Source organism: Campylobacter sp. CH278, from assembly GCF_004378845.1.
Taxonomy (GTDB): Bacteria; Campylobacterota; Campylobacteria; order Campylobacterales; family Campylobacteraceae; genus Campylobacter_D; species Campylobacter_D jejuni.
In genome coordinates this window covers 53,027-79,730 of the sequence record NZ_RYXZ01000002.1, presented here as the reverse complement: position 1 = coordinate 79,730, position 26,704 = coordinate 53,027, and the positions used below count along the sequence as shown (strand labels likewise).

General features: G+C 30.4%; 22 protein-coding genes and 3 pseudogenes. 14 read left to right on the top strand and 11 right to left on the bottom strand.

Going from position 1 to position 26,704, the window contains the following annotated elements; all coding sequences use genetic code 11:
• Window positions 1–12: 12 nt before the first annotated feature.
• The 9 genes and pseudogenes from ELQ04_RS02135 to ELQ04_RS02095 all read right to left on the bottom strand — a co-directional run bounded on the left by ELQ04_RS02135 (window position 13) and on the right by ELQ04_RS02095 (window position 9,431).
• Window positions 13–1,565 (bottom strand): annotated as a pseudogene (locus ELQ04_RS02135) (peptide MFS transporter).
• A 170-nt stretch (window positions 1,566–1,735) separates the two neighbouring features.
• Window positions 1,736–3,264: pseudogene (locus tag ELQ04_RS02130) on the bottom strand (peptide MFS transporter).
• A 126-nt stretch (window positions 3,265–3,390) separates the two neighbouring features.
• Window positions 3,391–3,939 carry a hypothetical protein gene (locus ELQ04_RS02125; RefSeq protein WP_002855032.1) on the bottom strand — a complete coding sequence of 183 codons (549 nt, stop codon included), beginning with the start codon at window positions 3,937–3,939 and terminating at the stop codon, window positions 3,391–3,393.
• Window positions 3,932–5,038: a hypothetical protein gene (locus ELQ04_RS02120; RefSeq protein WP_079264673.1), complete on the bottom strand. Its 1,107-nt coding sequence runs from the start codon at window positions 5,036–5,038 to the stop codon at window positions 3,932–3,934. The genes ELQ04_RS02125 and ELQ04_RS02120 overlap by 8 nt, the downstream gene beginning before the upstream one ends.
• Window positions 5,025–5,900, bottom strand: coding sequence for a GTPase Era (era, locus tag ELQ04_RS02115; RefSeq protein ID WP_002893664.1), 876 nt, complete (start codon window positions 5,898–5,900; stop codon window positions 5,025–5,027). The genes ELQ04_RS02120 and era overlap by 14 nt, the downstream gene beginning before the upstream one ends.
• On the bottom strand, window positions 5,897–7,216 hold the full coding sequence (gene hslU / locus ELQ04_RS02110; RefSeq protein ID WP_002893662.1) for an ATP-dependent protease ATPase subunit HslU: 1,320 nt from the start codon (window positions 7,214–7,216) through the stop codon (window positions 5,897–5,899). The genes era and hslU overlap by 4 nt, the downstream gene beginning before the upstream one ends.
• Window positions 7,213–7,755: an ATP-dependent protease subunit HslV gene (hslV, locus tag ELQ04_RS02105; protein WP_002855129.1), complete on the bottom strand. Its 543-nt coding sequence runs from the start codon at window positions 7,753–7,755 to the stop codon at window positions 7,213–7,215. Before hslV ends, hslU begins: the two co-directional genes overlap by 4 nt.
• On the bottom strand, window positions 7,755–8,198 hold the full coding sequence (rplI, locus tag ELQ04_RS02100; RefSeq protein ID WP_002854980.1) for a 50S ribosomal protein L9: 444 nt from the start codon (window positions 8,196–8,198) through the stop codon (window positions 7,755–7,757). Before rplI ends, hslV begins: the two co-directional genes overlap by 1 nt.
• Before the next feature lie 12 nt (window positions 8,199–8,210).
• The gene (locus ELQ04_RS02095) at window positions 8,211–9,431 is read right to left on the bottom strand and encodes an argininosuccinate synthase (RefSeq protein ID WP_002854869.1); all 1,221 of its coding nucleotides are present in this window, start codon (window positions 9,429–9,431) and stop codon (window positions 8,211–8,213) included.
• A 154-nt stretch (window positions 9,432–9,585) separates the two neighbouring features.
• Here ELQ04_RS02095 and ELQ04_RS02090 point away from each other — a divergent pair, with 154 nt between their 5' ends.
• The 10 genes and pseudogenes from ELQ04_RS02090 (at window position 9,586) to ELQ04_RS02045 (ending at window position 20,421) form a co-directional block, all read left to right on the top strand.
• Window positions 9,586–9,831, top strand: coding sequence for an RNA-binding S4 domain-containing protein (locus tag ELQ04_RS02090; RefSeq protein ID WP_002860004.1), 246 nt, complete (start codon window positions 9,586–9,588; stop codon window positions 9,829–9,831).
• A complete protein-coding gene (gene tsaE / locus ELQ04_RS02085) occupies window positions 9,828–10,235 on the top strand; it encodes a tRNA (adenosine(37)-N6)-threonylcarbamoyltransferase complex ATPase subunit type 1 TsaE (RefSeq protein ID WP_002854905.1) in 408 nt (135 codons plus the stop codon). Before ELQ04_RS02090 ends, tsaE begins: the two co-directional genes overlap by 4 nt.
• Window positions 10,228–10,956 (top strand): LPS export ABC transporter ATP-binding protein, encoded by a 729-nt coding sequence (lptB, locus tag ELQ04_RS02080; protein WP_002855252.1) that lies wholly within the window; start codon window positions 10,228–10,230, stop codon window positions 10,954–10,956. Before tsaE ends, lptB begins: the two co-directional genes overlap by 8 nt.
• On the top strand, window positions 10,956–12,206 hold the full coding sequence (locus ELQ04_RS02075) for an RNA polymerase factor sigma-54 (protein ID WP_002854994.1): 1,251 nt from the start codon (window positions 10,956–10,958) through the stop codon (window positions 12,204–12,206). Before lptB ends, ELQ04_RS02075 begins: the two co-directional genes overlap by 1 nt.
• A 163-nt stretch (window positions 12,207–12,369) precedes the next feature.
• Complete coding sequence (locus ELQ04_RS02070; protein WP_002856715.1) at window positions 12,370–13,794, top strand: anaerobic C4-dicarboxylate transporter; 1,425 nt, start codon at window positions 12,370–12,372, stop codon at window positions 13,792–13,794.
• 157 nt (window positions 13,795–13,951) lie between these two features.
• A pseudogene (kdpF, locus tag ELQ04_RS02065) lies at window positions 13,952–14,121 on the top strand (K(+)-transporting ATPase subunit F).
• 9 nt (window positions 14,122–14,130) lie between these two features.
• Window positions 14,131–15,822, top strand: a complete 1,692-nt coding sequence (kdpA, locus tag ELQ04_RS02060) for a potassium-transporting ATPase subunit KdpA (RefSeq protein WP_044778274.1) — start codon at window positions 14,131–14,133, stop codon at window positions 15,820–15,822.
• A gap of 9 nt (window positions 15,823–15,831) precedes the next feature.
• Window positions 15,832–17,877 carry a potassium-transporting ATPase subunit KdpB gene (kdpB, locus tag ELQ04_RS02055; protein ID WP_004316763.1) on the top strand — a complete coding sequence of 682 codons (2,046 nt, stop codon included), beginning with the start codon at window positions 15,832–15,834 and terminating at the stop codon, window positions 17,875–17,877.
• Between the two features lies 1 nt (window position 17,878).
• On the top strand, window positions 17,879–18,487 hold the full coding sequence (kdpC, locus tag ELQ04_RS02050) for a potassium-transporting ATPase subunit KdpC (protein WP_004316759.1): 609 nt from the start codon (window positions 17,879–17,881) through the stop codon (window positions 18,485–18,487).
• A 2-nt stretch (window positions 18,488–18,489) separates the two neighbouring features.
• Entirely contained in the window at window positions 18,490–20,421 is a 1,932-nt protein-coding gene (locus ELQ04_RS02045) for a sensor histidine kinase KdpD (RefSeq protein WP_004316757.1), read from the top strand.
• Here ELQ04_RS02045 and uvrB read toward each other — a convergent pair.
• A complete protein-coding gene (uvrB, locus tag ELQ04_RS02040) occupies window positions 20,416–22,389 on the bottom strand; it encodes an excinuclease ABC subunit UvrB (RefSeq protein WP_044778273.1) in 1,974 nt (657 codons plus the stop codon). The genes ELQ04_RS02045 and uvrB overlap by 6 nt on opposite strands.
• 153 nt (window positions 22,390–22,542) lie before the next feature.
• Here uvrB and ELQ04_RS02035 point away from each other — a divergent pair, with 153 nt between their 5' ends.
• From ELQ04_RS02035 to ELQ04_RS02020, 4 genes are read left to right on the top strand one after another with little or no spacing between them, the layout of a single operon-like run.
• Window positions 22,543–22,773, top strand: a complete 231-nt coding sequence (locus ELQ04_RS02035; RefSeq protein ID WP_002852327.1) for a hypothetical protein — start codon at window positions 22,543–22,545, stop codon at window positions 22,771–22,773.
• Window positions 22,763–23,005: a hypothetical protein gene (locus ELQ04_RS02030; protein WP_002854947.1), complete on the top strand. Its 243-nt coding sequence runs from the start codon at window positions 22,763–22,765 to the stop codon at window positions 23,003–23,005. The genes ELQ04_RS02035 and ELQ04_RS02030 overlap by 11 nt, the downstream gene beginning before the upstream one ends.
• Window positions 23,002–23,439: a prepilin-type N-terminal cleavage/methylation domain-containing protein gene (locus tag ELQ04_RS02025; RefSeq protein WP_004316749.1), complete on the top strand. Its 438-nt coding sequence runs from the start codon at window positions 23,002–23,004 to the stop codon at window positions 23,437–23,439. Before ELQ04_RS02030 ends, ELQ04_RS02025 begins: the two co-directional genes overlap by 4 nt.
• Entirely contained in the window at window positions 23,421–25,274 is a 1,854-nt protein-coding gene (locus ELQ04_RS02020; protein WP_004316747.1) for a primosomal protein N', read from the top strand. Before ELQ04_RS02025 ends, ELQ04_RS02020 begins: the two co-directional genes overlap by 19 nt.
• 9 nt (window positions 25,275–25,283) lie before the next feature.
• Here the strand turns inward: ELQ04_RS02020 and ELQ04_RS02015 are convergent, their stop codons facing one another.
• Window positions 25,284–26,678 (bottom strand): DUF2972 domain-containing protein, encoded by a 1,395-nt coding sequence (locus ELQ04_RS02015; RefSeq protein ID WP_057100498.1) that lies wholly within the window; start codon window positions 26,676–26,678, stop codon window positions 25,284–25,286.
• Window positions 26,679–26,704: the final 26 nt, after the last annotated feature.

Sequence of the window (26,704 nt, the reverse complement as noted above, 5' to 3'; positions counted from 1 at the left end):
TTCTCCTTAATATTAATTTTTTAGTATTTTATTGATAGGTTTTTTGAGTATAAGTAAAATTATAACAGCACCAAGTAATATCCACATACATTGGTAAAATAAATTTGGCAAATAAGCTATATTTTCTTCACTTGCTTTACCACCTATGAATCCAGCTAAAGCATTGCCTAATGCACTTGCTACAAACCAAAGTCCCATGACTTGAGATTTAATTAAATTAGGTGCAATTTTTGTCATTATAGAAAGTCCCACAGGGGAAAGGCAAAGCTCTCCTAAAACCATAAGCAAAAAGCTACTGACAAGCCACCAAGGTGAAACTAAAATAATTTGTGATGAATTTTCTAAATTTTCTCTTAATATATTAGCATCGCCATTTAAACTAATTGCATGATTTGAAGCTAAAGCCATTATTAAAAATGCCAAAGCTGCACCCAAAAGTCCTAATGCAAATTTAATAATAGATGAAATTTCTTTATTATTTTTGGCACATATAGTCCATATAAAAGCACTAAAAGGTGCAAAAAGTATAACAAATAAACCTCCAAGAGATTGAAACCATATTGTAGGAATTTCATAATTTAATATGGTTTTATCTGTTAATTTTTCTGCAAAAAAATTAAAAGAAGTGTATTGTTGCTCATATACTGACCAAAATAACGCAGCCGCTAAAAATAAAACAATAAAAATAATTAAATTTCTTTTTTCTTCTATTTTTAAAGAAGTAAAAGCGAAAAGATATAAAAAATAAATTCCAGCACAAGCTAAGATAGTTAGAATAATATTTTTATTAATAACTTGTGCATCTAATTTTATAAAACCACCAAGGATTAAAAATATTGCTCCAAGTAAAACAATACCTGATACAATATGATGTAAAATGCATTTTTGCTTTTTTTGCTTGGTCTATCCCAAGTAGCGTCTATGCCAACTTTTTCATCAAATTCTTTTAAATCAGGCATAGTTTTTAGGTAGAAAATAATTACCGCTAAAAGCATACCAATCCCACCTGCACCAAAACCAAAATGCCATCCGTATTCTTTTTGTAAAAAGCCGCAAATTAAAGGAGCTACAAAAGCACCAAAATTAAAGCACATATAAAAAAGAGTAAAACCAGAGTCACGCCTTGCATCATTTTTTTTATAAAGCATTCCAACCATTACAGAAGCACAAGTTTTAAAAAGTCCTGTACCTATAACCAAAAAAACCATACCAACAAAAATCATTTTATTGTTAAAATAAGAAAAGGCTATGCACAAATGTCCAAATGCTATAGTTAAAGCACCTAGTAAAATTGCTCTTTTTTGTCCTAAGTAATTATCCGCAAGCCATCCACCTGGCAAAGCAGCAAGATATAAACAACTTGCAAAAATTCCCATAATTGCACTTGCTTCTTCAGGTTTTAAGTTCATTCCACTTTTTTCAAAACTTGCTATCATAAAAAGGTAAAGCAAGGGACGAATTCCGTAAAAAGAAAATCTTTTCCAAAGCTCAGTAAGTGAAAGAGATAAAAGTGGTTTTGGATGTCCAAAAAATGAAGTATCTAAATTTTTTACATTTTTACTCAATTTATATCCTTTGTGTATTTTTATTTATAAATTATAGACAAGAAATTAAAAAATATGTATAACTTTGTAATATTTTTAAATGATTTATATCATAATGTTACTTTTTTGCAAATATAAAAAAAGAAATATTAAGATCAATTTTCAACTTTGGTGTATTTTGTATTTTAAGTTTAGTTAGATAATTGCTTATTTTTTTCGTTAAGAATTTTATAAATTGGTTTTTTAGCAATAAAAAGTAAAAGCGCTACAACAAAAAGCATCCACATGCATTGTACAAAAATATTAGGAAGTTGATCGATGTTTTTAATATTGACATTTCCCCCTATAAGTCCTGCAACAAAATTTCCAAGTGCACTTGCTACAAACCAAAGTCCCATGATTTGATTTTTGATTAAATCAGGGGCAATCTTAGCCATTATAGAGAGTCCAATAGGAGACACGCATAATTCCCCAAGTGTTAAAAAGAATATACTTATGATAATCCAAGCCATGGATATTGGTAAACCATTGTTGTTTATTAGATTTTGTGAAGCAAAGGTCATCATCATAAAACCAATACCGGCAAATAATATTCCTAAAGTAAATTTTCCAATGGAAGAAAAATATATATTTTTTTTCTCTAAAAATATCCAAATATAACTTGCTATAGGAGCAAGTACGATGATAAAAATTGGATTAAAAGATTGAAACCAGTTTGTTGGAATTTTCCAATCAAAAATATTTCTATTTGTAAAATCTTGCGCAAAAAGATTATAAGCGGTAGGTTTTTGTTCAAAAGTGCTCCAAAAAAAATGGCTGCAAAGAATAAAACAATTAAAATTGTTAATTGCTGTTTTTCTCTTTTATTTAAGGTTTTAAAAACAAAAAGATATATGAAATAAATTACCAAACATAGTAAAATTACAATTAGAAGTTTTTTTGATAGTATTATGGGATTAATATCTGCAAGATTAATAAAAATTAGAAAAAATCCAATAATACTTAACAAGCTTATACTTAGTATAAGAGTTAAATTTTTACTTTTTTTAAATGGTTGTTCCCAGTTTTGCTTTAAAGTACAATTTTTATGAAATTCTTCAAGTTCAGGGGTAGCTTTAAAATATAAAATAAGCAAAGAGATTAACATACCTAAACCTCCTATGCCAAATCCTAAATGATAATTCCATTTTGCTTGAACAAAACCACATATAAGAGGAGCAATGAATGCTCCAATGTTAATTCCTATATAAAAAATCGTATAGCCAGTATCGCATCTTGTATCATTTTGTTTATACAACATTCCAACTGTTACAGAAGCGCTAGTTTTAAAAAATCCAGTACCAATAACGATAAAAGTAAGTCCTAGGAAAAATATAGGTGTGCTTAGAATAGATAAGGCTATGCTAATATGTCCTAAAGCTATAATAAAAGAACCTAGAAATAAAGCCTTTTTTTACCCTAAATAATTATCAGTAATCCAGCCTCCAGGAAGTGCTGCTAAATACAAGCATCCTGCAAAAATGCCATAAATTGCCGAGGCGTATTCAGTGCTTATTCCAAGTCCACCTTTGCTTATGGTTGTTGCCATGAAAAGCACAAGTAAAGATCGTATGCCATAAAAAGCAAATCTTTCCCAAAGTTCTACCATTGATAGAGAGAATAAAGGCTTGGGATGACCTAGGAAATTTGTATCGAGTTTTTGTATTTCTTGTTTAGTCACTTCCCAATACCTTTCTTTTTTATGCTTAAAATATTTTAACTAATAGTAATAGAAAAATAATTAAATTACAATATTTTTAAATATTTTTTTTATAATAATATTTAAAAATATAATATTTTAATATTATTATAAATTAACAAATTTAAACATTAAATCAAGCTTTAATTTTAAACCCTGTGTATTGTATAGTTTTATTTTATCAATTTTTAAAGCTATAGGAAGATTTTCTAAATTTTGTATAAAATTGAGCAAGTCTTTAAAGTTGCCATTTAAACTTAGAGAAACATAATTATAGTGGATAAAATTTTTGTTTTCTTGGGAAAATTTTATTTCATTAATGGTTAAATTTTTGGATAAATTATTGATTTTTTTATTGAAAAAATCTTTATCATAAGAAAATAAATGCAATTTTTCTTTATAGTATTTTAATTTTTCTTCCTCTGTTTTTATCTGTTTTGTTAGCTTTGTTTCTATTTCTTTAAGATGTGAATTTTCTATTTTTGCTTCATTTAATGCAAGGTAATTATGTTCTACTAATGTTTTTTGAAAAATATCTTCCAAAAAGTGATCGTGAATTTTAAAAGCTAAAAACAAAGCACAAAGACAGATAAAAGAAATAAAAAGAAATTTTTCCCTAGGATTTAAATTCTGCAAAAATACTTCTATTTTATTCATGTATGACTTCTAACATGATATTCAATGTTTCTTCATTTTTATCAAGAATTTTAAAAGCAGAATTTAGATTTTCTAATGCTCTTTTAAAGTGGTTTTCATCGATAAAAGAAAGAATGATTTTTGTTTGTTCAAATTCAAGATTTGTGATTTTAAGTTCATTGGAGTTAAGCCATGATATGATTTGATTTAGAATGATTGCCTTATTTTTGTCTAAATTGATTTCTTTTGTTATGGTGGATAAAATATGAAATTGTTGTTGTGTAGATGATATTTTATTGGAAAGAGTAAAGTTTAAATCTTGTATGTTTGTTAATAATTTTTGCTTATCTTGTTTTAGTTTAGAAATTTCTTCTTGTATGATAAAATTTTTATTTTGAATTTCCTTATTTTGTTTGTACTCTATAAAATCTTTAAATAATAAAATCATCATGCTAAGACTAAAGCTAAAAATAAATATTAATATAATTTTAAAAGAAGTAGATATTTTTATTTTATTATGCTTGATAAAATTACAATTTTGATCTAGATTTTTTATACTATATGAACTTAATTTCAATAAACTATTTTTATCAAGAATATCATTTAGATTTAAACATTTTATTTGAGATGAGAAGTAATGTTTGATTGTATCCAAATCCTGATAAAGTAGCAATTTGCTTTCATAGTGTTTTAAAAGTTCTGTAAATCGATTTTGTTTAAAAAATAAATCCATATTACCTGGGTTGAAATTTTCGATTTTTTTAAGATTGATAAATTTTCCTTCTTGGTAAAAATATAAATATAAAGTTTGATCATATAAATTTAAAACACAATAATCACTTTCCTCAATAAATCTTTCATCAAACAAAGCTTGAAAAATTAAAGGCTCGGGAAAGCAAAAACGACTTTTTTTCAATTTGTAAACAGGTGCTAAAAAACAATGATAAATTTCATTATGTTTAAAAAAAGCTATTTGATAGTCAAAGGGTTTGCTTAGCTTAAAATCTGCGGTTAAATTGTTAAAAAGTTCGTCTTCTTTGGATATTCCTGTTCTTTGAGCATAGAGCAAATCTGTAGATTTTATAAAATTTATTTTATTTAATGAATTAATTTTCATCATTTAAAAGTTTTTTTAAAAATTCTTCATCTTTTTGCCAGTTTTTTTTCACTGTTACAAAAAGCTTTAAAAGTACTTTTTTTTGTGCAAGTTTTGAAATTTTAAAGCGTGCATCTTTGCCTATTCTTTTTAAAGTTGCCCCTTCTTTTCCTATAAGCATACCCTTGTGAGAGTTTGTATCTGTGATGATATTGGCTTCTAGGATTAAAAGATTGGGCGTGTCTTTGGTGCGATTGATAAGCACTTCGCTACTATAAGGAAGCTCATCGCTTAAATTTTCATAAATACTTTCAAGTATGAAATCTCTATAAAGTTCTTTTTCGCTACTCGCACTTAAAAATTCAGGATCATAAAAATATTCATGTTCGTCAAGATATTTTACTATCTCATCTAACAAGCCTTTTTTATAGCTTTTTTTCTTAGAAGAATAAGGAATGACAGCCTTAAAATGTTGGCTAAATTTTGCATATTCGCTAAGTTTTTTTAAAAGCGTAGCATTGTCGGTTAAATCTACTTTATTTAAAGCGATGATATGTGGTACTTGTGGGTTTAGACTAAGAAAATTTTCATAGTCTTTTGTACTATCAAAAACACTCGCCACAAATAAAATCACATCACAATCCCCTATAGATTTAATAGCGCTTTGGACAAGCAGTTGATTAAGTGTAGCACCGCTTTCGTGAAGTCCTGGGGTATCGATGAAAATGATTTGATTTTTTTCATGCATCACTATGGCTTTGATTTTACGCCTTGTGGCGTTTTGTTTGTGAGAAACTAGGGCGATTTTTTCTTCTAATAAGGAATTGATTAAAGTACTTTTTCCTGCATTAGTACGCCCTATGATGCTAACAAAGCCACTTTTCACAAAATATACCTTGCAAGATCTTTATTTTCTATGATATCTCCGAGTTTTTCTTCTACCATTTTTTTATCCACTACGAATTTTTTACCCGCATACTCATCAGCTTCAAAGCTTAGATCTTCAAGTAATTTTTCTATCACAGTATGTAAGCGTCTAGCACCTATATCTTGCATTTCTTCATTGGCTCTTGAAGCTATTTTTGCTATTTCTTTAATGGCTTCATCATCAAATTCAAGTTCTAAATTTTCAGTTTTTAAAAGCTGAGAGTATTGTTTTAAAAGTGAATTTTTAGGGCGTGTTAAAATTTCATAAAGAGCTTTATCATCAAGACTATCTAATTCCACTCTTAAAGGAAAGCGTCCCTGAAGTTCAGGGATAAGATCACTTGGTTTGCTAAGATGAAAAGCTCCTGCAGCGATAAAAAGAATATGATCGGTTTTTAAAGTACCTATTTTTGTTTGTACATTTGATCCCTCGACTATAGGAAGTAAGTCTCTTTGCACCCCTTCTTTACTTGGATCTTGGCGGTTTGAATTTCCGCTTGAAACAGCGATTTTATCGATTTCATCAATAAAAATAATCCCTTCATTTTCCGCTCTTTTTAAAGCTTCACTTTTGATACTTTCTTGATCTAGGATTTTTTCTCCTGCTTCATTTTTTAAAGCATTTTTAGCGTCTTTGATTTTCATTTCTTTTTTGACTTTTTTACTGCCAACGCCTATAACCTTAACTATATCTTGCATTGCACCCATTTCAGGAGGTAGGTTAGGATTGGTATCGAACATATTTTGTGAAATTTCTATCTCTATGGTGCTTTCATCAAGATCGCCATTTCTTAGCTTAGTTCTCATTTTTTCAAGACTGTTTTTATATTCTTCTTGTTTTTCATCGCTGATACCCTTTGGTAGAGGTGGCAAAAGTTTTTCTAAAATTTTATTTTCTATAAATTCATTGATTTTATCTTTGTTTTTTTCTCTTTGCTCATTTTTTACCAAATTTAAAGCCGCATTGGCAAGATCTCTTACCATGCTTTCTACATCACGACCTACAAAACCTACTTCAGTATATTTACTCGCTTCGATTTTAATGAAAGGAAAGCCCATCATTTTAGCTAAACGCCTAGCGATTTCTGTTTTTCCTACACCTGTAGAACCTATCATTAAGATATTTTTTGGCACTATATCATCTTGCAACTCAGGGCTAAGTTGCATTCTGCGGTAGCGATTTCTTAAAGCTATAGCTATGATTTTTTTAGCTTTTTTTTGTCCTATGACATAATCATCTAAAAATTTAACAATTTCTTTTGGAGTTAGATTCATTTCTCATCCTCGATCACATAAGTTTTGATATTAGTATTGGTATAAATGCAAATTTCACCCGCGATTTGAAGGCTTGATTTTACAAGCTCTTCTTCATCTAAACTTGCATGTTTTGCTAAGGCTCTAGCCGCTGAAAGTGCATAGTTTCCACCACTTCCTATGGCTGCGATTTGTCCATCTTCGGGTTCAACCACATCGCCTGTGCCTGAAAGTAAAAAAATGTGATTTCTATCAAGTACAAGCATCATGGCTTCAAGTTTTCTTAGGTATTTGTCTTTTCTCCATTCTTTAGAAAAATCAATGGCAGCTTTTAAAAGATCGCCTTTAGAACTTTGAAGGAGATTTTCAAACATATCAAAAAGATTAAAAGCATCAGCTGTTGAGCCTGCAAAACCGGCTAAAACTTTACCATTATTAAGTTTTCTTATTTTTACGGCATTGCCTTTTAATACCGTGTTTCCAAAGCTTACTTGTCCATCTCCGCCGATTACGGATTTGTTTTTGCCTTTGTAAGCTAAAATCGTTGTTGCGTGAAACATTATTCCGCCTTTATATTTATATTAAATTTAGCGTGGATTGCGTGTCCGAGCTTTACGCTTACTTCATGAAGTCCAAGACTTTTAAAAGTGTCACATTCTAAACTTTTTTTATCGATTTCTATATGGCTTTGTTCTTTTAGGGCGTGAGCGATTTCATCTTTGGTTACACCACCAAACAAACTTCCATTTGCACCTACGGGTTTTGAAATTTCAAGAGTGATTTTGCTAAGTTCTTCTTTGAGTTTTTCTAAATTTGCGATTTCAAAGCGTAAATTTTCAGCCTCTTTTTTCTTGTCGCTTTCGTATTTTTTTAAGACTTCATTAGTAGCTGCTTTAGCAAAGCCTTTGGCGATTAAGAAATTTTGTCCGTAACCGTCTTTTACTTCTTTTACTTCGCCTGCTTTTCCAAGTGCTTTTACATCTTTGATTAATAATACTTTCATTTTATTCCTTTATTAAAATTTTCTTCCATTTTTTCCTGCGATGATAAAACGCAAAGCATTAAGCTTGATAAAACCTGCTGCATCTTTTTGATTATACACTTCATCTTCTTCAAAAGTACAATAAGCTGCGTTAAACAAGCTATCGTTAGCACTTTCGCGTCCTATAACCATCACATTGCCTTTATAAAGCTCGAGTTTTACTCTACCATTGGCATGAATTTGAGACTCATCGATTAAGGCTTGAAGCATCATTCTTTCAGGCGAGAACCAATAGCCATTATAAATTAAACTTGCGTATTTTGGCATGAGTTCATCTTTTAAGTGTGCTGCTTCTCTATCAAGCGTGATGCTTTCAAGCGCTCTGTGTGCTTTTAAAAGTATAGTACCGCCTGGAGTTTCGTAACAACCACGGCTTTTCATTCCTACATAGCGATTTTCTACTATATCAAGGCGTCCTATACCGTGTTTGCAGCCTAGTTCGTTAAGTTTGGTTAAAAGTCCTGCAGGACTTAGTTTTTCTCCATTTATCGCTACTAAATCTCCTTTTTGGAAATCAAGTTCTATAATTTCACTTTCATTTGGAGCGTCTTTTGGGCTTTTACTCCATCTCCACATATCTTCTTCAGGTGCGTGTGCAGGATCTTCTAAAACAAGTCCTTCGTAAGAAATATGAAGTAAATTTGCGTCCATAGAATAAGGGGATTTTCCTTTTTTCTTAGAAATATCAATACCGTGTTTTTGCGCATAAGCAAGGAGTTTTTCACGACTGTTTAAATCCCACTCACGCCATGGAGCGATGATTTTTAAATCTGGGTTAAAAGCAAGATAGCCAAGTTCAAAACGCACTTGATCATTTCCTTTACCTGTGGCACCATGGCTTACCGCATCAGCACCTGTTTGCAGGGCGATTTGTGCTTGAGTTTTTGCTATAAGTGGTCTTGCTATACTTGTTCCTAAAAGATATTCTCCTTCATAAATCGCATTGGCTCTAAACATAGGAAATACATAATCTTTAACAAATTCATCTCTTAAATCTTTAATGAAAATATTTTCTTCTTTTATGCCTAAAGAAAGGGCTTTTTTTCTTGCAGGTTCGAGTTCTTCACCTTGACCAATATCTGCTGTAAAAGTTACAACTTCACAATTATACTCATCTTGAAGCCATTTTAAAATAATGCTCGTATCAAGCCCCCCAGAATACGCTAAAACTACTTTTTTTACTTCATTTTTCATAAGATATCCTTTGTTAAAATAGATTTGAAAATTGTAAAATTGTATCCAAATTTCATTAAAGAAAAGTTTTTACTTGCTATTTTCTTAAAAAATAAAGCAAAGGCGTAAGCAAATTTTGTTCCAAAAATTGATTTTTTTTGCTAAAATTGCTTTTATGAGAGTAGATAAATTTTTAAATGTAGTTAATATCACGAAAAGAAGAGCTATTTCTGAGGATATGTGTAAAAGTGGTGTAGTGGGGATTAATGGCGTTATTGTTAAAGCGAGTAAAGAGGTTAAGGTGGGTGATATCATCACTTTACATTTTACTGAATACACCCAAAAATATAAAGTCCTAGCTATACCTAGCACGAAAAGCATTCCTAAAAACGCACAAAATGAATATGTGGTAAAATTATGAAAGAATTTATTTTAGCAAAAGATGAGATCAAAACGATGCTTCAAATAATGCCTAAAGAAGGTGTTGTTTTGCTTCAAGGAGATTTGGCTAGCGGAAAAACAAGCTTAGTACAAGCTTGGGTTAAATTTCTTGGTCTTGATGCAAGGGTGGATTCTCCAACTTTTTCCACTATGCAAAAATATGAAAATCATGATATTTGCATTTATCATTATGATATTTATCAAGAAGGTTTAGAAGGACTTTTAGCGAATGGTTTATTTGAAAATTTTTTTGAAAAAGGTTTGCATTTGGTTGAATGGGGCGGTGAAAATTTGAAAAAAACTTTAATGAAATTTGGAATTTCTACTATCCAGATTAAAATTAGCATTAAAGACGACAAAAGAAAGTATGAAATTTATGAGTAAATTAGAAATTGTAAATTTAGAAAAAATTATTAAAAAAACTAAGATTATACATGGAATTTCTTTAGAGGTTAATAGCGGAGAAGTTGTAGGACTTTTAGGGCCAAATGGTGCAGGAAAAACGACAACTTTTTATATGATATGTGGACTTATTTCCCCAAGTAGTGGAAAAGTTCTTTTAGACGGTTTAGATGTGACAAAAGATCCTTTAAATAAAAGAGCTAGATCAGGGATAGGTTATTTACCTCAAGAAAGTAGTATTTTTAAGGATTTAAGTGTAGAAGATAACCTGCTTTTAGCGGCTCAGATTTTTTATAAAGATAAAAAAATTTTACATGATAAAGTTGAGCAAATGCTTGAACTCTTAAGTATAGAGCCTATTCGTTTAAGGAAAGGTTTAAGTTTAAGTGGAGGTGAAAGAAGGCGTTGTGAGATCGCTAGAAGCTTGATGTGTGAACCTAAGTTTTTGCTTCTTGATGAGCCTTTTGCAGGTGTTGATCCTATAGCAGTGGCTGAAATTCAAACTTTAATTAAAGAGCTTAAAAGATTGGGGATTGGGGTTTTAATTACCGATCATAATGTGCGTGAGACTTTGGCTATTTGTGATAGAGCTTATGTTATAAGATCGGGCTCTTTGCTTGCTAGTGGGAATGCTGATGAAATTGCAACCAATAAAGACGTGAAAAAGTATTATTTAGGAGCGGAGTTTAAACTCCTTGATTGATGTTAAAGCAAAAAATCACCCAAGCACCCAAGACTAAAATTTCTCAAACTTTACGCTCTTGGTTGCCGATTTTACAAGCAAATATAGAGGATTTAAAAGAAAATTTAGATAAATTTGCTGAGGATAATCCTTTCTTAAATGTTCAAGATTCGATACAAACTCATGATAAGGGTAAGAATTATTTTGATTCATTTTATAAACATAATGTAAATTCAGCTTTTGTGGATAGTAAAGGACTTGCCAAAAAAAGTGTTTATGAGCTTTTAAATGAACAGATTCTTCCTCCTTTGTTTCCTACAAACAAATCTCAAGAACTTGCAAAAAAAATTATAGAATGCTTAAATGAGGAAGGATATTTTGAATACGATGAAGAATTTTTAAAAGAGTATTCTTTGGAAGAAATTGAGCGAGTAAGAGCAAGATTTAAATTTTTAGATCCTGTAGGAGTGGGAGCTAAAGATTATAAAGAAGCATTTTTATTTGCTCTTGAAAATATGGAGTTAGATGAAGATATTGATGAGTTTTGTAGAATGTTGATTATGGATTTTGAAAATATACAAAACTATACCAAAGAGCCTTTATATAAAGAAGCATTGGCTGTACTTAAGCGCTTTAGCACTCCTCCTTTTTTGGAATATTTTGAAGATTCTCGTATAATTGTTCCTGATATTTTTGTTTATAAAGAAAATGGTGAAATTAAAGTAAAAATCAATGATGATTATTATCCTGAAATTTCAATCCAAACTGATGGTTTAGAGCATGATTTTTTAAGTCATTACATCAAAGAAGCAAAAAATTTAGTTGATGCTTTAGCGATGAGAAAAGCTACTCTTTATAAAATAGGGCTTATGATAGTAGAATATCAATATGATTTTTTCATGGGAAAAGAGATAAAACCTATGACTTTTAAGGATTTAGCACTTGATTTAGAACGCAATGCTTCGACTATATCAAGAGCTGTGGCAAATAAATATTTAAGTTGTGAAAGAGGACTTATTCCCTTGCGTGATTTTTTTGCTTTTGCTCTTGATGAAGAGGGAGAGACTTCAAATGTAGGTGTTAAAGAATTTGTGGCAAATTTAGTAAAGAATGAAGATCGCAATAAACCTTTAAGCGATAGTAAAATTTTAGAATTAATCAAAGAAGAATTTAAAGTTGATATAGGGCGAAGAACTATTACAAAATATCGCAAACATCTTAATATAGCAAGCTCTACAGATAGAAAAAAATTATATGAACTTGAAGGATAAAATTCTATCAATCTATCAAACCCATTACACTTTTGTTTTATATTTAAATTTAATTTAAATATTATAAAAAATTATTGTTTTATTTTTAGAAATATTATTCTTTAATTTAAAAATGTGATACAATAATAACTGTTTTTAAATATCAATTTTCAAAGGAGTTAAAATGGACTTTTTAACAAGCCTTAGTGAGGGAGGGCAATTTGCAATCCAAATCATTATCGTTTTAATTTGTCTTTTTTACGGTGCAAAAAAAGGCGGCATAGCGCTTGGTTTACTTGGTGGTATAGGTATTTTAATGCTTGTATTTGCTTTTCATATAAAGCCTGGAAAACCAGCCATAGATGTTATGCTTACAATTTTAGCGGTAGTGGTTGCGAGTGCAACTTTGCAAGCAAGCGGTGGTTTGGATGTTATGCTTCAAATAGCAGAAAGAATTTTAAGACGCAATCCTAAGTTTTTAACAATATTAGCGCCTTTTGTAACCTGCTTTTTGACCATACTTTGTGGAACAGGACATGTGGTTTATACTATTATGCCTATTATTTATGATATAGCGATTAAAAACGGTATTCGTCCTGAGCGTCCAATGGCGGCAGCTTCTATATCATCACAAATGGGTATTATTGCATCTCCTGTATCTGTGGCTGTTGTAAGTTTGACTGCTTTGCTTTTAAATGCTAATCATAAATTAGCAGGTTTTGATGGTTATATTAATCTTCTTCAAATTACCATACCTAGTACATTATTTGGTGTATTGTGTATAGGAATTTTTTCTTGGTTTAGAGGAAAAGATTTGGATAAAGATGAAGTATTTCAAGAAAAACTTAAAGATCCTGAATTTAAAAAATATGTTTATGGGGATTCTAAAACACTTTTAGGTGTTAAACTTCCAAAAAGCAATTGGGTTGCAATGTGGATTTTCTTAGGAGCTATTGCTTTAGTGGCTTTATTAGGTGTATTTGATTTCTTGCGTCCAAACTGGGGACAAGTTGTAAAAAATGGCATTCCTCAAGTAGATGCTTTAGGCAATCCTAAAATGGATGTTTTATCCATGGTTTCAGTTATTCAGATGTTTATGCTTTTAGCAGGTTCTTTGATTATCATCTTTACTAAAACAGATGCAAAGAAAATCGGCTCTAATGAAATTTTTAAATCAGGTATGATAGCACTTGTTGCGGTTTTTGGAATTTCTTGGATGGCTGATACTATGTTTGCAGTTCACACTCCTATGATGAAAGCAGCGCTTGGAGATATAGTAAAAGAGCATCCTTGGACTTATGCTGTAATGCTTCTTTTAATTTCAAAATTTGTAAACTCTCAAGCAGCAGCTATTTCGGCTTTTGTTCCTTTGGCTTTAGGAATTGGTGTTGAACCTGGTGTAATTGTTGCCTTTGCGGCTGCTTGTTATGGGTATTATATTTTACCAACTTATCCAAGCGATTTAGCTACTATACAATTTGATAGATCAGGTACTACTCACATCGGTAAATTTGTTATCAATCATAGTTTTATTTTACCAGGTCTTATAGGTGTAATCACTTCTTGTATAGCAGGATATTTTATTGCTATGGCAGCGGGTTATCTTTAACAATTTTTAGCAGGATTTTTCCTGCTAAATTCTTCATTTGTCTTTTTATTTAATATAGATAAAAATTATAAATAAATCATAAAATTAGCATTAATCAAAATATAAGCTTAACAAGGATAGAATAAATCCTATTTTGAATCAATGAAAGGGCTATCCTATGGATGTTATCTTTGCTTTGCTTCTGCTTTTAGCTTTTGGTAGTTTATGGTTTTTTATCCGTTTTTGTGAAATTCAAACTAGGACACGCGGATGATATTTTTATTAGTTTTAAGCTTAATACTTGCTCTTTATTTATTTTATGCTCTATTATATCCTGAAAAATTTTAAAGGAAAAATATGCTAGAAATTTTAATAACACTGATTATAGCTTTTATATTGGCTTTAATTTTTGGAAATTATCTTTATAAAATTGCAAGCTGTAAAAAAACTATTTTTGATTTTATTTTTAATCCAATTGACAACTTAATTTATAAAATTTGTGCAATTGATAGAAAAAATATGACTTGGCAAAAATATTCTTTGCATTTAATTGCTTTTAATGCCTTAGTGGCTATTTTTTCTTTCGTGATTTTTTATTTACAAGATAAACTTTTTTTAAATCCCAATTCGATAAATTCTATGAAAGGGGATTTGAATTTAAATACTGTAATTAGTTTTATTACAAATACAAACCTTCAGCATTATAGTGGAGAGAGTGCTTTAAGTTTGCTTTCCCAAAATACAGGCATTTTACTTGCTATGTTTGTTTCAAGTGCAAGTGGATATTCTGCTTGTATGGCTTTTTGTCGTGCTTTATGTGGTATGCAAATGGGAAATTTTTATGAAGATTTTACGCGTATTATTACGCGTTTGATGTTGCCTTTAAGTTTTATTTTGGCTGTAATTTTTATCTCTGAAGGCGTGGTGCAAAACTATCACGCAAATTTTAGCGTGCTTACTTTAGAAAATAAATTTCAAAGCATTGCCACAGGTCCTGTTGCAGCTCTTGAGTCTATAAAACATTTAGGGACAAATGGGGGTGGTTTTTTTGGTGCTAATTCAAGCATGCCTTTTGAAAATCCTACTTCACTTACAAATTTTTTACAAATTTTGTCCATGATGCTTATTCCTAGCGCCTGTGTTGTAGCTTTTGGATTGATGGTTTATCATAGAAAAGAAAGACAAGATTTTGCTCTTATGGGAAAAGAAGGGGGAGTTATTTTTGGTGCAATGGGGATTATTTTTATCATTTCTTTGCTTTTAATTTATTTTAGCGAAAAAATGTCAAATCCAAATTTGGATTCTTTGGGTTTAAATGCAAATTTGGGAAATTTAGAAGGTAAAGAAATAAGATTTGGCACAGATGGTTCGAGTTTATTTAGTGCTGTAACTACTGCTTTTACTACAGGAAGCGTCAATAATATGCATGATAGTTTAAATCCTTTAAGCATCAGTGCTACTTTGCTAAATATGATGTTAAATGTAGCTTTTGGTGGAGAAGGAGTAGGGCTTATGAATATGATTATTTATGTGCTTTTAACCGCGTTTATTTGTGCATTAATGATAGGCAGAACTCCAGAATTCTTGGGTAAAAAAATAGAAAGCGCACAAATGAAGCTTATAGCTTTGGTGATTCTTATCCATCCTTTATTAATCCTTGTTTTAAGTGCATTAGCTGTTGTTTTTGCAAAAGATAGTATAAGCAATCCTAGCTTTCATGGCTTGGCTCAGATTTTGTATGAATTTAGTTCTTCGGCAGCAAATAATGGTTCAGGACTTGAAGGTTTACAAGATGATAATTTATTTTGGAATTTAAGTACAGCTTTTGCTATGTTTTGTGGGCGTTATTTGGTTTTAATAGCTCAGCTTGCTATAGCTGGATCGCTTTTGGCTAAAAATACACAAGAAAATACTGCAAATTCTTTAAAAACGGATAATTTAACTTTTATGTTTGTGCTTGTTTGTATTATATATATTTTTGCTGCACTTACTTTTTTTCCAGTGCTTACTTTATCAAGCGTTGCAGAATATTTATCTTTATGGCATTAAGGAGAGTCAATGTCTAAAAAACAAAATAAACTCATTACAAAAGAAATTTTAAATAATGCCATAAAAGGAGCATTTTTAAAATTTGATCCACGCTTTATGGTAAAAAATCCTGTTATATTTATGGTGGAAGTTGGATTGATTCTTACTTTGATTTTAAGTATTTTTCCTACTTTGTTTAATGGAAATTCTGATGAAAGAATTTATAACATCTTAATCACTTTTATTTTATTTATAACCTTGCTTTTTGCAAATTTTGCAGAAAGTATTGCAGAAGGAAGGGGTAAAGCCCAAGCAGCTACCTTAAGACAAAGCAAAAAGGATTCTAAAGCTAGACGCATAAAAAGTGATGGCAGTGAAGAAATGCTTAATTCTAGCGAGTTAAAAATAGGTGATATAGTTTTAGTTAAAGCAGGTGAACTTATACCTAATGATGGAGAAATTATAGAAGGTGCTGCAAGTGTTGATGAATCAGCTATTACAGGTGAAAGTGCTCCTGTTATGCGTGAAGCGGGCGGTGATTTTTCTTCTGTTACAGGTGGGACTACGGTTTTAACTGATTTTTTAAAGATTAAAATTTTAGTTGGAGCTGGGGAAAGTTTTTTAGATAAAATGATCAATCTTGTAGAAGGTGCTGCGCGTCAAAAAACTCCAAATGAAATTGCTCTTAATACTCTTTTAATTGTTCTTAGTTTGAGTTTTTTGGTGGTGGTTGTAAGTTTATATCCTTTTATGCAATTTTTAGGCGTGAGTTTGCCTATTTCGTGGTTAGTAGCATTGCTTGTATGTCTTATTCCTACAACTATAGGGGGGCTTTTATCAGCTATAGGAATAGCAGGTATGGACAGGGTAACGCGTTTTAATGTGATCGCACTTTCAGGCAAGGCTGTTGAAAGTTGTGGTGATGTTGATACTATGATTTTGGATAAAACAGGAACGATTACTTTTGGAAACCGTTTGGCAAATGAATTTTATGAAGTCCAAGGTATAAGTAAAGAAGAAATGATTAAAGCTTGTGTTTTATCCTCTTTAAAAGATGAAACTCCAGAAGGTAAAAGCATAGTTGCATTGGCTCAAAAAATGGGTTATGAATTAGAAGGTAATGATATTAAAGAATTTATCGAATTTAGCGCTCAAAATAGAATGAGTGGTGTGGATTTGCAAGATAATACAAAAATTCGCAAAGGTGCTTTTGATGCTATAAGAGCTTATATAAGCGAAATGAATGGAAAAATTCCTAGCGATTTAGAAACTAAGGTAATGGAAATTTCAAATCTTGGTGGCACTCCTTTGGTAGTGTGTAAAAATGAAAAAATTTTAGGAGTAATTTATCTAAAGGATACAGTAAAACCAGGACTTAAAGAGCGCTTTGATGAGCTTAGAAAAATGGGCATAAAAACTTTAATGTGTACTGGAGACAATCCTTTAACAGCAGCTACTATAGCCAAAGAAGCAGGTCTTGATGGATTTATAGCAGAATGCAAGCCTGAAGATAAAATAGAAGCCATTAAAAAAGAACAAGCCCAAGGTAAGATAGTAGCCATGACAGGAGATGGAACCAATGATGCTCCAGCTCTTGCACAAGCTGATGTAGGTATAGCTATGAACTCAGGAACTCAAGCAGCCAAAGAAGCAGCCAATATGATAGATCTTGATTCTAATCCTACTAAAATTTTAGAAGTAGTTGAAATAGGAAAAGGTTTGCTTATTACTAGAGGCAGTCTTACAACTTTTAGTATGGCAAATGATATTGCTAAGTATTTTGCTATTTTACCTGCTATGTTTAGTGTGGTTTTACCTCAAATGCAAATTTTAAATATTATGCATTTGGCTACCCCGCAAAGCGCTATTTTATCAGCACTTATTTTTAATGCTATTATTATACCTTTGCTCATACCTATTGCTATGCGTGGAGTTAAATTTAAGCCTATGAAAAGCGAGCATTTGCTTTTAAGAAATTTAAGTATTTATGGTTTAGGTGGTATGATAGCACCTTTTATAGGGATAAAAATAATTGATATTCCTACAGCTTGGATACTTAGAATTTTAGGAGTGTGATATGCTTAGAACTTTGCTTAGTTTTTTTGTGGTAATGCTAATATTGTGTACTCTTATTTATCCTTTTGCTTTAAATACAGTTGCAAAATTTATTTTTCCTTATCAATCAAGTGGAAGTTTAGTGGATAAAGAAGGTCGTCCGACTTTGGATATAAGCAAAGCGGTAGGTTCAAAGCTTTTGGGTCAAGATTTTAATAAGCCTTATTTTCTACATTCAAGAGCATCTGTATCAAATTACAATACAAGTGATGCAAATGAAAGCAGTGTAAGTTCAGGTGGATTTAATTATGCTATGTCAAATCCTGCTTTAAAAGAGCGTGTGCAAAAAGATTTGCAAAAATTTTTAGATGAAAATCCGCAAATTACAAAAGAACAAATTCCTTTGGATTTGTTAAGCGCTTCGGGATCAGGACTTGATCCTCATATCAGTCTTCAAGCAGCCCTAGTGCAAATTCCTAGGATAAGTCAATCTTCAAAAATTACCAAAGAAGAATTAGAAAAAATCATTCAAGAAAATACCGAGTCTAAATTTTTAGGGATTTTTGGGGAAGAAAAGGTTAATGTTTTAGCTGTTAATATAGCTATTGCTAAAGCCATGAAAAAAGAATAAACATGCAAAGACAAAGTCCTGAACAAATTCTTAAAAAACTTGAGGTTAAAGCCAAGGAAGAAGAAAAAAACAAACTTGCAAAATTAAAAATCTTCTTAGGTTATGCTGCAGGTTCTGGAAAAACTTATGCTATGTTAAGTGAAGCTAGAACTTTAAGGGATAATGGAGTTGATGTTGTTTTAGGCTATATAGAGCCTCACGATAGACCTGAAACAATGGCTTTAACACAAGGTTTTGAAAGTATAGCTAATCTTGAAATTCCTTATAAAAATATAGTATTAAAAGAATTTGATTTAGACGCTACCCTTAAGAGAAAACCTGCTTTGGTTTTAGTAGATGAGCTTGCACACACTAATGCTAAAGGCTTGCGTAATGAAAAGCGTTTTCAAGATATAGAAGAACTTCTAAAAACAGGGATTGATGTTTATACTACTTTAAATATACAACATTTAGAAAGTTTAAATGATTTAGTCGCTAATATCAGTAAGATAGAAGTTAAAGAGCGTATTCCTGATCGTATTTTTGATGAGGCTGATCAGGTTGAACTTGTTGATATTGAACCTAATAAGCTTTTAAAAAGAATGCAAGATGGTAAAATTTATAAGGAAAAACAAGCTAAACTAGCACTTGAAAATTTCTTTCGTCAAGAAAGACTTATAGCTTTGCGTGAGATTGCCTTAAGAAGACTTGCTTCAAGAGTGAATTTAAGAGCAAGTGAACAAAGGCTTATTAATGATGATTTAGCTTATCATACTGGAGAGCATATTTTAGTTTGTATTAATGCTTCAAATGCAAAGGTTATTCGTGCAGCTGCAAGACTTGCTTTAGCTTTTCATGCTAAATTGAGTGCGCTTTATATAAAAAATCCCAATATTAAAGAAGAAAAAGCCTTAGAAGAAAATATAGAACTAGCTAAAAGTTTTGATGCTGAAATCATTAGCGTATATGATGATGATATAGCAAGACAAATTGCAGAGTATTCAAGCCTTAGCAATGTTTCTAAAATTGTTTTAGGTAAAAATAAAGATAAAAAAAAGTTTAAAGAAGAGATTTTTGAAGCTGTTGCTAAAAAAGCACCCAATATTGATTTGTATCTTGTTAATGAAAATCAAATTTCTACTCCTAAAATACGAAGTAAAAAAGGTTTTGATTTTTTAGGTTTTTTAAAAATCACAGGAGTTTTGCTTTTAGCAACTTTTATAGCTTTTGTATTTCATAAATTTAATACTCAGCCAAGTAATATAGTTATGATTTTTATTTTAGCAGTTTTTGCTTCTTCTTTTATTTCTGATAATAAAATTTTCGCCTTTTATTCTTCTTTGGTAAGTGTTTTGATTTATAATTTTTTCTTTTTAGAACCTATTTTTAGTCTTAAAGTTCATGATAGTGGAAATATTATTACTTTTACAACTATGTTTATAGTTGGATTTTTAACAGCTGTTTTTACTAGAAGATTAAAATTGCAATCTAAAGAACTCACTAAAAGAGCTTATAGAACAGCTATTTTACTTGAAAATAGTGAAAAGTTAGCAAGAGTGAAAAGCAAACAAGAGCTTTGGGAACAACTTGGAAATCAAGCTTTAAAATTATTAAATTTACCTATTATTATTTATCCTATGAATAAAAACAATATTTTATCGAAACCTTTGTTGTTTTTTAACGATGATAAGCAAATGTTAAAAAATTGTTTTAGTGCTGATGAGATTGCTATTGCTCAATGGGTTGCAACAAATAAAGAAAGAGCAGGTGTTTGTACAAATACCCTGCCTAATGCTAATGCTATGTATTTACCTATAGAAGATGGGGAAAAAACTAAAGGGGTTATAGGTATAGTTTTAAAAGAAAAACGTCCCTTGCAAGACTTTCAGTATGAAATTTTAAGTGCTTTACTTAATGAGGCAGGAGTTAGAACAAGGGATATATTTTTATTATAAATCCCTTAATTTATTAATCTCATCTCTAATTGCAGCAGCTTTTTCAAACTCAAGTGCTTTTGCTGCTTCAAGCATTTGCTTTCTTAATTCTTTGACAAGTTTTGCTCTTTCGCTAGCAGGCATTTTTTCTAGTTTTTTACCTTTGCGATAAATTTCGCCTAAATCCTCTTCATTTTTCAAGCTTTCTTCAATGTGGCGTTTGACTGAAGTTGGCGTGATATTGTATTTTTTATTATAAGCCATTTGAAGTTTGCGGCGTTCATTGGTAGTATCCATAGCTTCTTGCATGGATTTTGTGATTTTTTTGCAAAAAAGCAAAACCTTACCATTGACATTTCTAGCTGCTCTTCCCATGGTTTGGATTAAACTTGTAGTACTTCTTAAAAAGCCTTCCTTATCTGCATCCATAATGGCAATGAGTGAAACTTCAGGTAGGTCTAGTCCTTCTCTAAGTAAGTTAATGCCAATTAGCATATCAAAAGTACCACTTCTTAAACCTCTTATGATTTCATTGCGTTCTATAGCATCGATATCTGAGTGCATGTATTTGACTTTTATACCAAGCTCTAAATAATACCTTGTAAGCTCTTCAGCGAGTTTTTTAGTTAGCACGGTTACTAAAACCCGTTCGTTTCTTTGTATGACTTTTTTAGCCTCATCAAATAAAATTTCAACCTGATTATCACTATCTTTTAATTCTATTAAAGGATCAAGCAGTCCTGTAGGACGCATGATTTGATGAAAGATGTTTTCTTTGCTAAGTTCAAGTTCTAAAGGTGCAGGTGTAGCTGAAACAAAAAGAAATTGACAATTTTTATGGATAAATTCATCAAACATTAAAGGACGGTTATCCAAGGCTGAAGGCAAACGAAAACCATAATCCACCAAGGTTTGCTTTCTACTTCTATCTCCTGCAAACATACCTCTAAATTGTGGTAAAGATACATGGCTTTCATCGACTATAACAAGAAATTTTCTATTTTTAATCGCAAAATAATCAAAAAGCGTATAAGGAGTATCACCTTCTTTAAGCCCTGTTAAATGCCTTGCATAATTTTCAACTCCTTTACACATTCCTGTACTTGTAAGCATCTCAAGATCAAATTCAACCCTTTGTTTAAGGCGTTGATATTCTACGAGTTTATTTTCATGTTCAAAATAAGCAAGGCGTTCGTTAAGTTCTGCTTTGATATCTTTTATCGCTTGTTTTAGTCTTGTTTCGCCCACGCTAAACTGGCTTGTAGGATAGAGTATAAAGCGTTTTAAATCTTTGCCTTTTTTATTTTCTAAAACATTGTAATGATACATAGCATCAAGCTCATCGCCAAAAAATTCAAGTCTTACTACTTCATCTTCATAATAAGCTGGATAAATGTCTATAATATCTCCTTGAACTCTAAAATCTGCACGATCAAAAAAATTATCATTTCTTTTATAACCCATATCTACAAGTTTTTTTAAAAGTTCTTTTTGTGAAATTTGCATACCTAGTTCAAAGATTAAAACCATGCCTATGTATTCATTTGGATTACCAAGTCCATAATTTGCCGAAACACTAGCTATGCAAACTACATCTTCATAACTTAAAAGAGAAGCAGTAGCACTCAGTCTTAAACGCTCTAATTCTTCATTAGTGGAGCTGTCTTTTTCTATGAAAACATCAGTGCGTGGGATATAGGCTTCAGGTTGATAATAATCATAATAAGATATAAAATATTCCACATGATTTTTAGAAAAAAAGCCTTTAAATTCGCTATAAAGTTGAGCGCAAAGGCTTTTGTTGTGACTCATGATAAGAGTAGGTATATTAAGTTCTTTGATGACATTTGCCATGGTAAAGGTTTTTCCACTTCCTGTAACGCCTAGTAAAGTTTGATATTTGTTGCCTTTTTTTATGCTTTTTACTATGCCTTTTATGGCTTCTTGTTGATCGGGACTGGGTTTAAATTCGCTGGTAAGTTCTAACATTTTTCTACTTTATTTTTATTTTTGAAAAAATTTTAAAAGAAAATGCTTTAATTAAAAATTAATTGACAATAAAAACCTAAATTTAAATTTTTTTCTGCTACAATATCAAATAATATTTTCCATAAATTACAAATTTCTTAAGAAGGCAAAAATATGTTTGATGAAAAAATAATCAATACTATGACAGATAAAGTAAATGAATTAATTGAAAAGTATAACGAAGTTTGCGAAGCCAATGAGGCTTTAAGAAATGAGCTTGTAAGCGTTAAAGCACAAAATGAAGCGAAAAGTAATCAAATCATGCGTTTAGAAGAAGAACTTAAATCTCGCAATATAGAAAGCGAAGATATTTATAAGAAAATAGAGGCTGTTCTTGGCAGATAATCTAAAACAAGTCATTGTTAATGTCAATGCAAAAGATTTCATTGTTAAGTGCAGTGAAGAATTTGCAAATTTTTTAGAAGATGATATCGCTTTGATTTCTGGCGGTACTAAAAAAATAGAACTTAAACGCTTTGTAGATGCGTTTGTTAAAAAGAGTTATGAAAATTATATTTTAGAAAGAGAACTTAAGAAACTAATAAAAGCAATCAATGAAGAACTCCCGACAAAATGAATAAAGCTTTTACTCTGCTTGAGCTTGTTTTTGTGATTTTGATTTTGGGAATTTTATCAAGCTTATCTTTATCTTTTATCAATACTACAAAAGATGAGGTTAAAATTTTAAAATTAAAAATGGACTATGAAATGCTAAGCTCAGCTCTTGCTTTAATGCGTAGTCAAATGAGACTTAAAAATTTAAATTTTCCAGAAATTTTAGATAATGCGCAAAACAATCAAGCCAAAGAAAAACTCTTTTATTGTTCAAATGATTGTGATTATTCTTTGCTTGATACACCTATTTATTCTGATTTTAAATCTTGGATAAAAATAGGTAAAAATCACTATAGATTTGCATTAAACGCCAAAGAGATGGTTGAATTTATTTATGATTCTAAAGAAGGCTTGTTAAAGTGTATAGGAAGTTCTAGATGCAAAGATCTGATATAAGATATTATGAACTTGCAATTTGTGGTTTGTATTTGGATAATTTAACTTTTCATAGTTTTGATGAAATCAAACCTTTAACACAAGTATTAGTGGATTTAAAAACCAAAAAAAACCTTAAAGCTATCGTGCTTAAAGAATGTCAAAAACCTGATTTTAAAACCGTAGAAATTAAAGAAATTACAAAGTATTTTTTAACTCCTTTGCAATTTGAATTGGCAAATTTTATTGTTTATTATTATGCTTCAAAACTTGGTTTTGTTTTGGGATTTTTTGAAACTAGTCCTAAGTATGAATGTCAAAAAATGTTTTTTAAAGATACCCCTAAACTAAGCAATCAACAACAAAATGCTTTAAGTTTTCTTCAAAAAGAAAACAACTCCTTGCTTTTTGCTGATACAGGTAGTGGCAAGACTGAAATTTATATTTCTTTGATAAAAGAGTGTTTAGAACAGGGTAAGCAAGCTTTACTTTTAATGCCAGAAATCGCACTTACTCCACAAATGAAAAAGCGTTTAGAAGTGTATTTTAAGGATAATTTTTTCCTGTGGCATTCTAAAATTTCAAAGAAAAAAAAGCAAGAATATTTAGAGCGTTTTTGCAAGGGAGAAGTACTTTTAGTAGCGGGTGCAAGATCGGCTTTGTTTTTGCCTTTTAGAAATTTAGGACTTATTATAGTAGATGAAGAACATGATAATTCTTATAAGGCTTCTAATCAGCCTTTTATCAATGCGAGAGATTTAGCGCTTTTTTTGGGTCAAAAAAATAATATTAAAGTGGTTTTAGGTTCTGCAACCCCATCTTTGACGAGTTTTTACAAACAAAAAAGTTTTAGATTAAAAGGAACTTTTTTTGAGAGTAAAAAGCATTTTTTATATGATGAAAATGAGCTTGATATAACGCCTATGCTTTTAAGCGAATTAGAAAAAAGTTTAAAACATCAAAAACAAGCTATAGTGTTTTTACCTACAAGGGCTAATTTTAGGCAAATCATTTGCAAGGATTGCGGGGAAACGATAAAATGTCCTTTTTGTTCTATCGCCATGAGTATGCATAAAAAGAAAAATGTTTTAAAATGCCATTATTGTAATTATACTTCTTTGATAGAGCAAAATTGTCCAAGTTGCAAAGGAGAAATGTTAGAAGCTAGAAAAATGGGGACTGCTGAACTTTTAGAGCTTTTGCAAAATGCTTTGCCTTTAGCAAAAATAGCAAAATTTGATAGCGATGAAATCACAAGCGTTAAAAAGCTTAATACTATTTTAAAAGACTTTAATGAAAATAAGATCGATATACTTATTGGCACCTCTATGCTTGCTAAAGGGCATGATTATCATAGCGTGGATTTGAGTGTGATTTTAGGGCTTGATGAGTATTTGTTGCGTCCTAGTTTTAGAGCGAGTGAAGAAACTTTAGCTTTAGCTATGCAAGTTGCTGGTAGGGCAGGGCGTAAAGGTGAAGCAAGAGTGCTTTTACAAACAAAAAATAGAGCTTTTTTTGAAAGGTATATAGAAGATTATGATGCTTTTTTAAAAGATGAGTTAGAAAATAGAAAAGATCTTTACCCTCCATTTAAACGCCTTTTAAGAGTTCTTATAGAAGATAAAGATCAAAAAAATGCACAAAAACTTTGTGAAAAATTTGCCTTTCAATTTAAAAATATCAAACAGGTAGAATTGGTGGGCTATGGAATTTGTGGAGTTGAAATGCTGCATGGAAAATATCGTTTTTATTTATTGCTTAGAAGTGAAAATCACAAAGCTTTAGTGGCAATTGAAAATTATATTTTGCAATTTAAAAATGTAAGTGCGGATATCGACCCTATTGATTTTGTGTAAGTGATATAATTATTTGTCTTTATATATTTTTTCAAATTCTTTATAGTATGTCCAAGAGTTAATTATATTGGGAAATTTTTGCTTTAAATGATTTAGATCATTTTCAAAAATATTAAAAAAAGTGTAAACAAGTGATTTATTTTTTATAAAATAATCTATTACATCTTTTTCTTTCATCATTTTTGATTCTGTTTCATCTATGGTTATTTTAATTTGATATAAAAAATCATACAAATAATGTTTAATTGTTGAAAATAAAAGATTGTTTTGTTCCAATTGTTTAAAATCATTTTTATCAATATATACACCCATATCATTACATAGATCGTTTTTTATAATTTCTTGTATTATGTCTATTTTTTCATGATTGATATGTTTTCTGTCTAAAATTATGGGAATGCTAGAAGTTTTATCAATATTGAAATTTTTATTATTTTTAGGAGTATTAAGATAAAAGGTGTTATTAATATCTTTAGAATTTGCATAGAGTGTGATAGGAAAAAGATAGCGAATATAACCTCTAAATTCTTTAATTTTAAATAAATCTAATTTATCTTTATGGGGGGGGGTAAAATTAAAATTTATAGCAAGTAAATTCATGGTATCGAAGGCCTTTGATTGGCGGATTTCTTCCATATCAAGATAGTATACATTGTCTTTGTTAAAATATTTTAATAAATAAGAGATGATAAAAACTCCTTGTTGTAGTTCGTTTATATCGATTTTAATTTTATGATTTTGATGAGTAAGATAGTCAATATAATAACGCCAATCATAAGTTAGATTAAATTCAGAGGGATAGTTTCTTAAAACTTTACTCCAATCTCTTCCCCAGTTATGCTTTAAAATTCCTATTGGATCGCGAACTCCGCAAATAATTTTAGAGTTAAAATCCAATAAAGATAGATATTTATCAAAATAAGGTAGATTAATTTCTGATATATTAATAGCATATTGAGTAATCGTATTGTCGTTTAGACACATGTAATTAAGACAATATCTTTCTTTGGCATCAGGTGGTAAAACCCAGGAGGCAAAACAAGTTACATCGCAACATTGATTAAGGTATCTTAAAAATGCTGCTGCTCCAACGCCATGTGGAGAAATATAGATAAATTTATAGTGTTTAGGTAGGGGTAAATTTAAATCCCAAGCTAATTCTGCACAATGTCGACTAGCATCTATTTCTATAAAATTAGGATTGATTAAAGGTGGATAAGGATGTTTTATTGATAAATATCTATTCTTAAATTCGCTAGAATTGAGCCAAGTGCAAATTGTTTCAATATTTTCCAAAACAAAGGTAAAAAATTTTTCATTATTCGAATTTTTTAAAGCTTGTAAAAGAATTTGAGCTAGGGTTGGAGTTAGGTTATTTTTTATATAGAGTAAAAGATTTTGCACATAACCTCTTTTAATTGTATTTAATT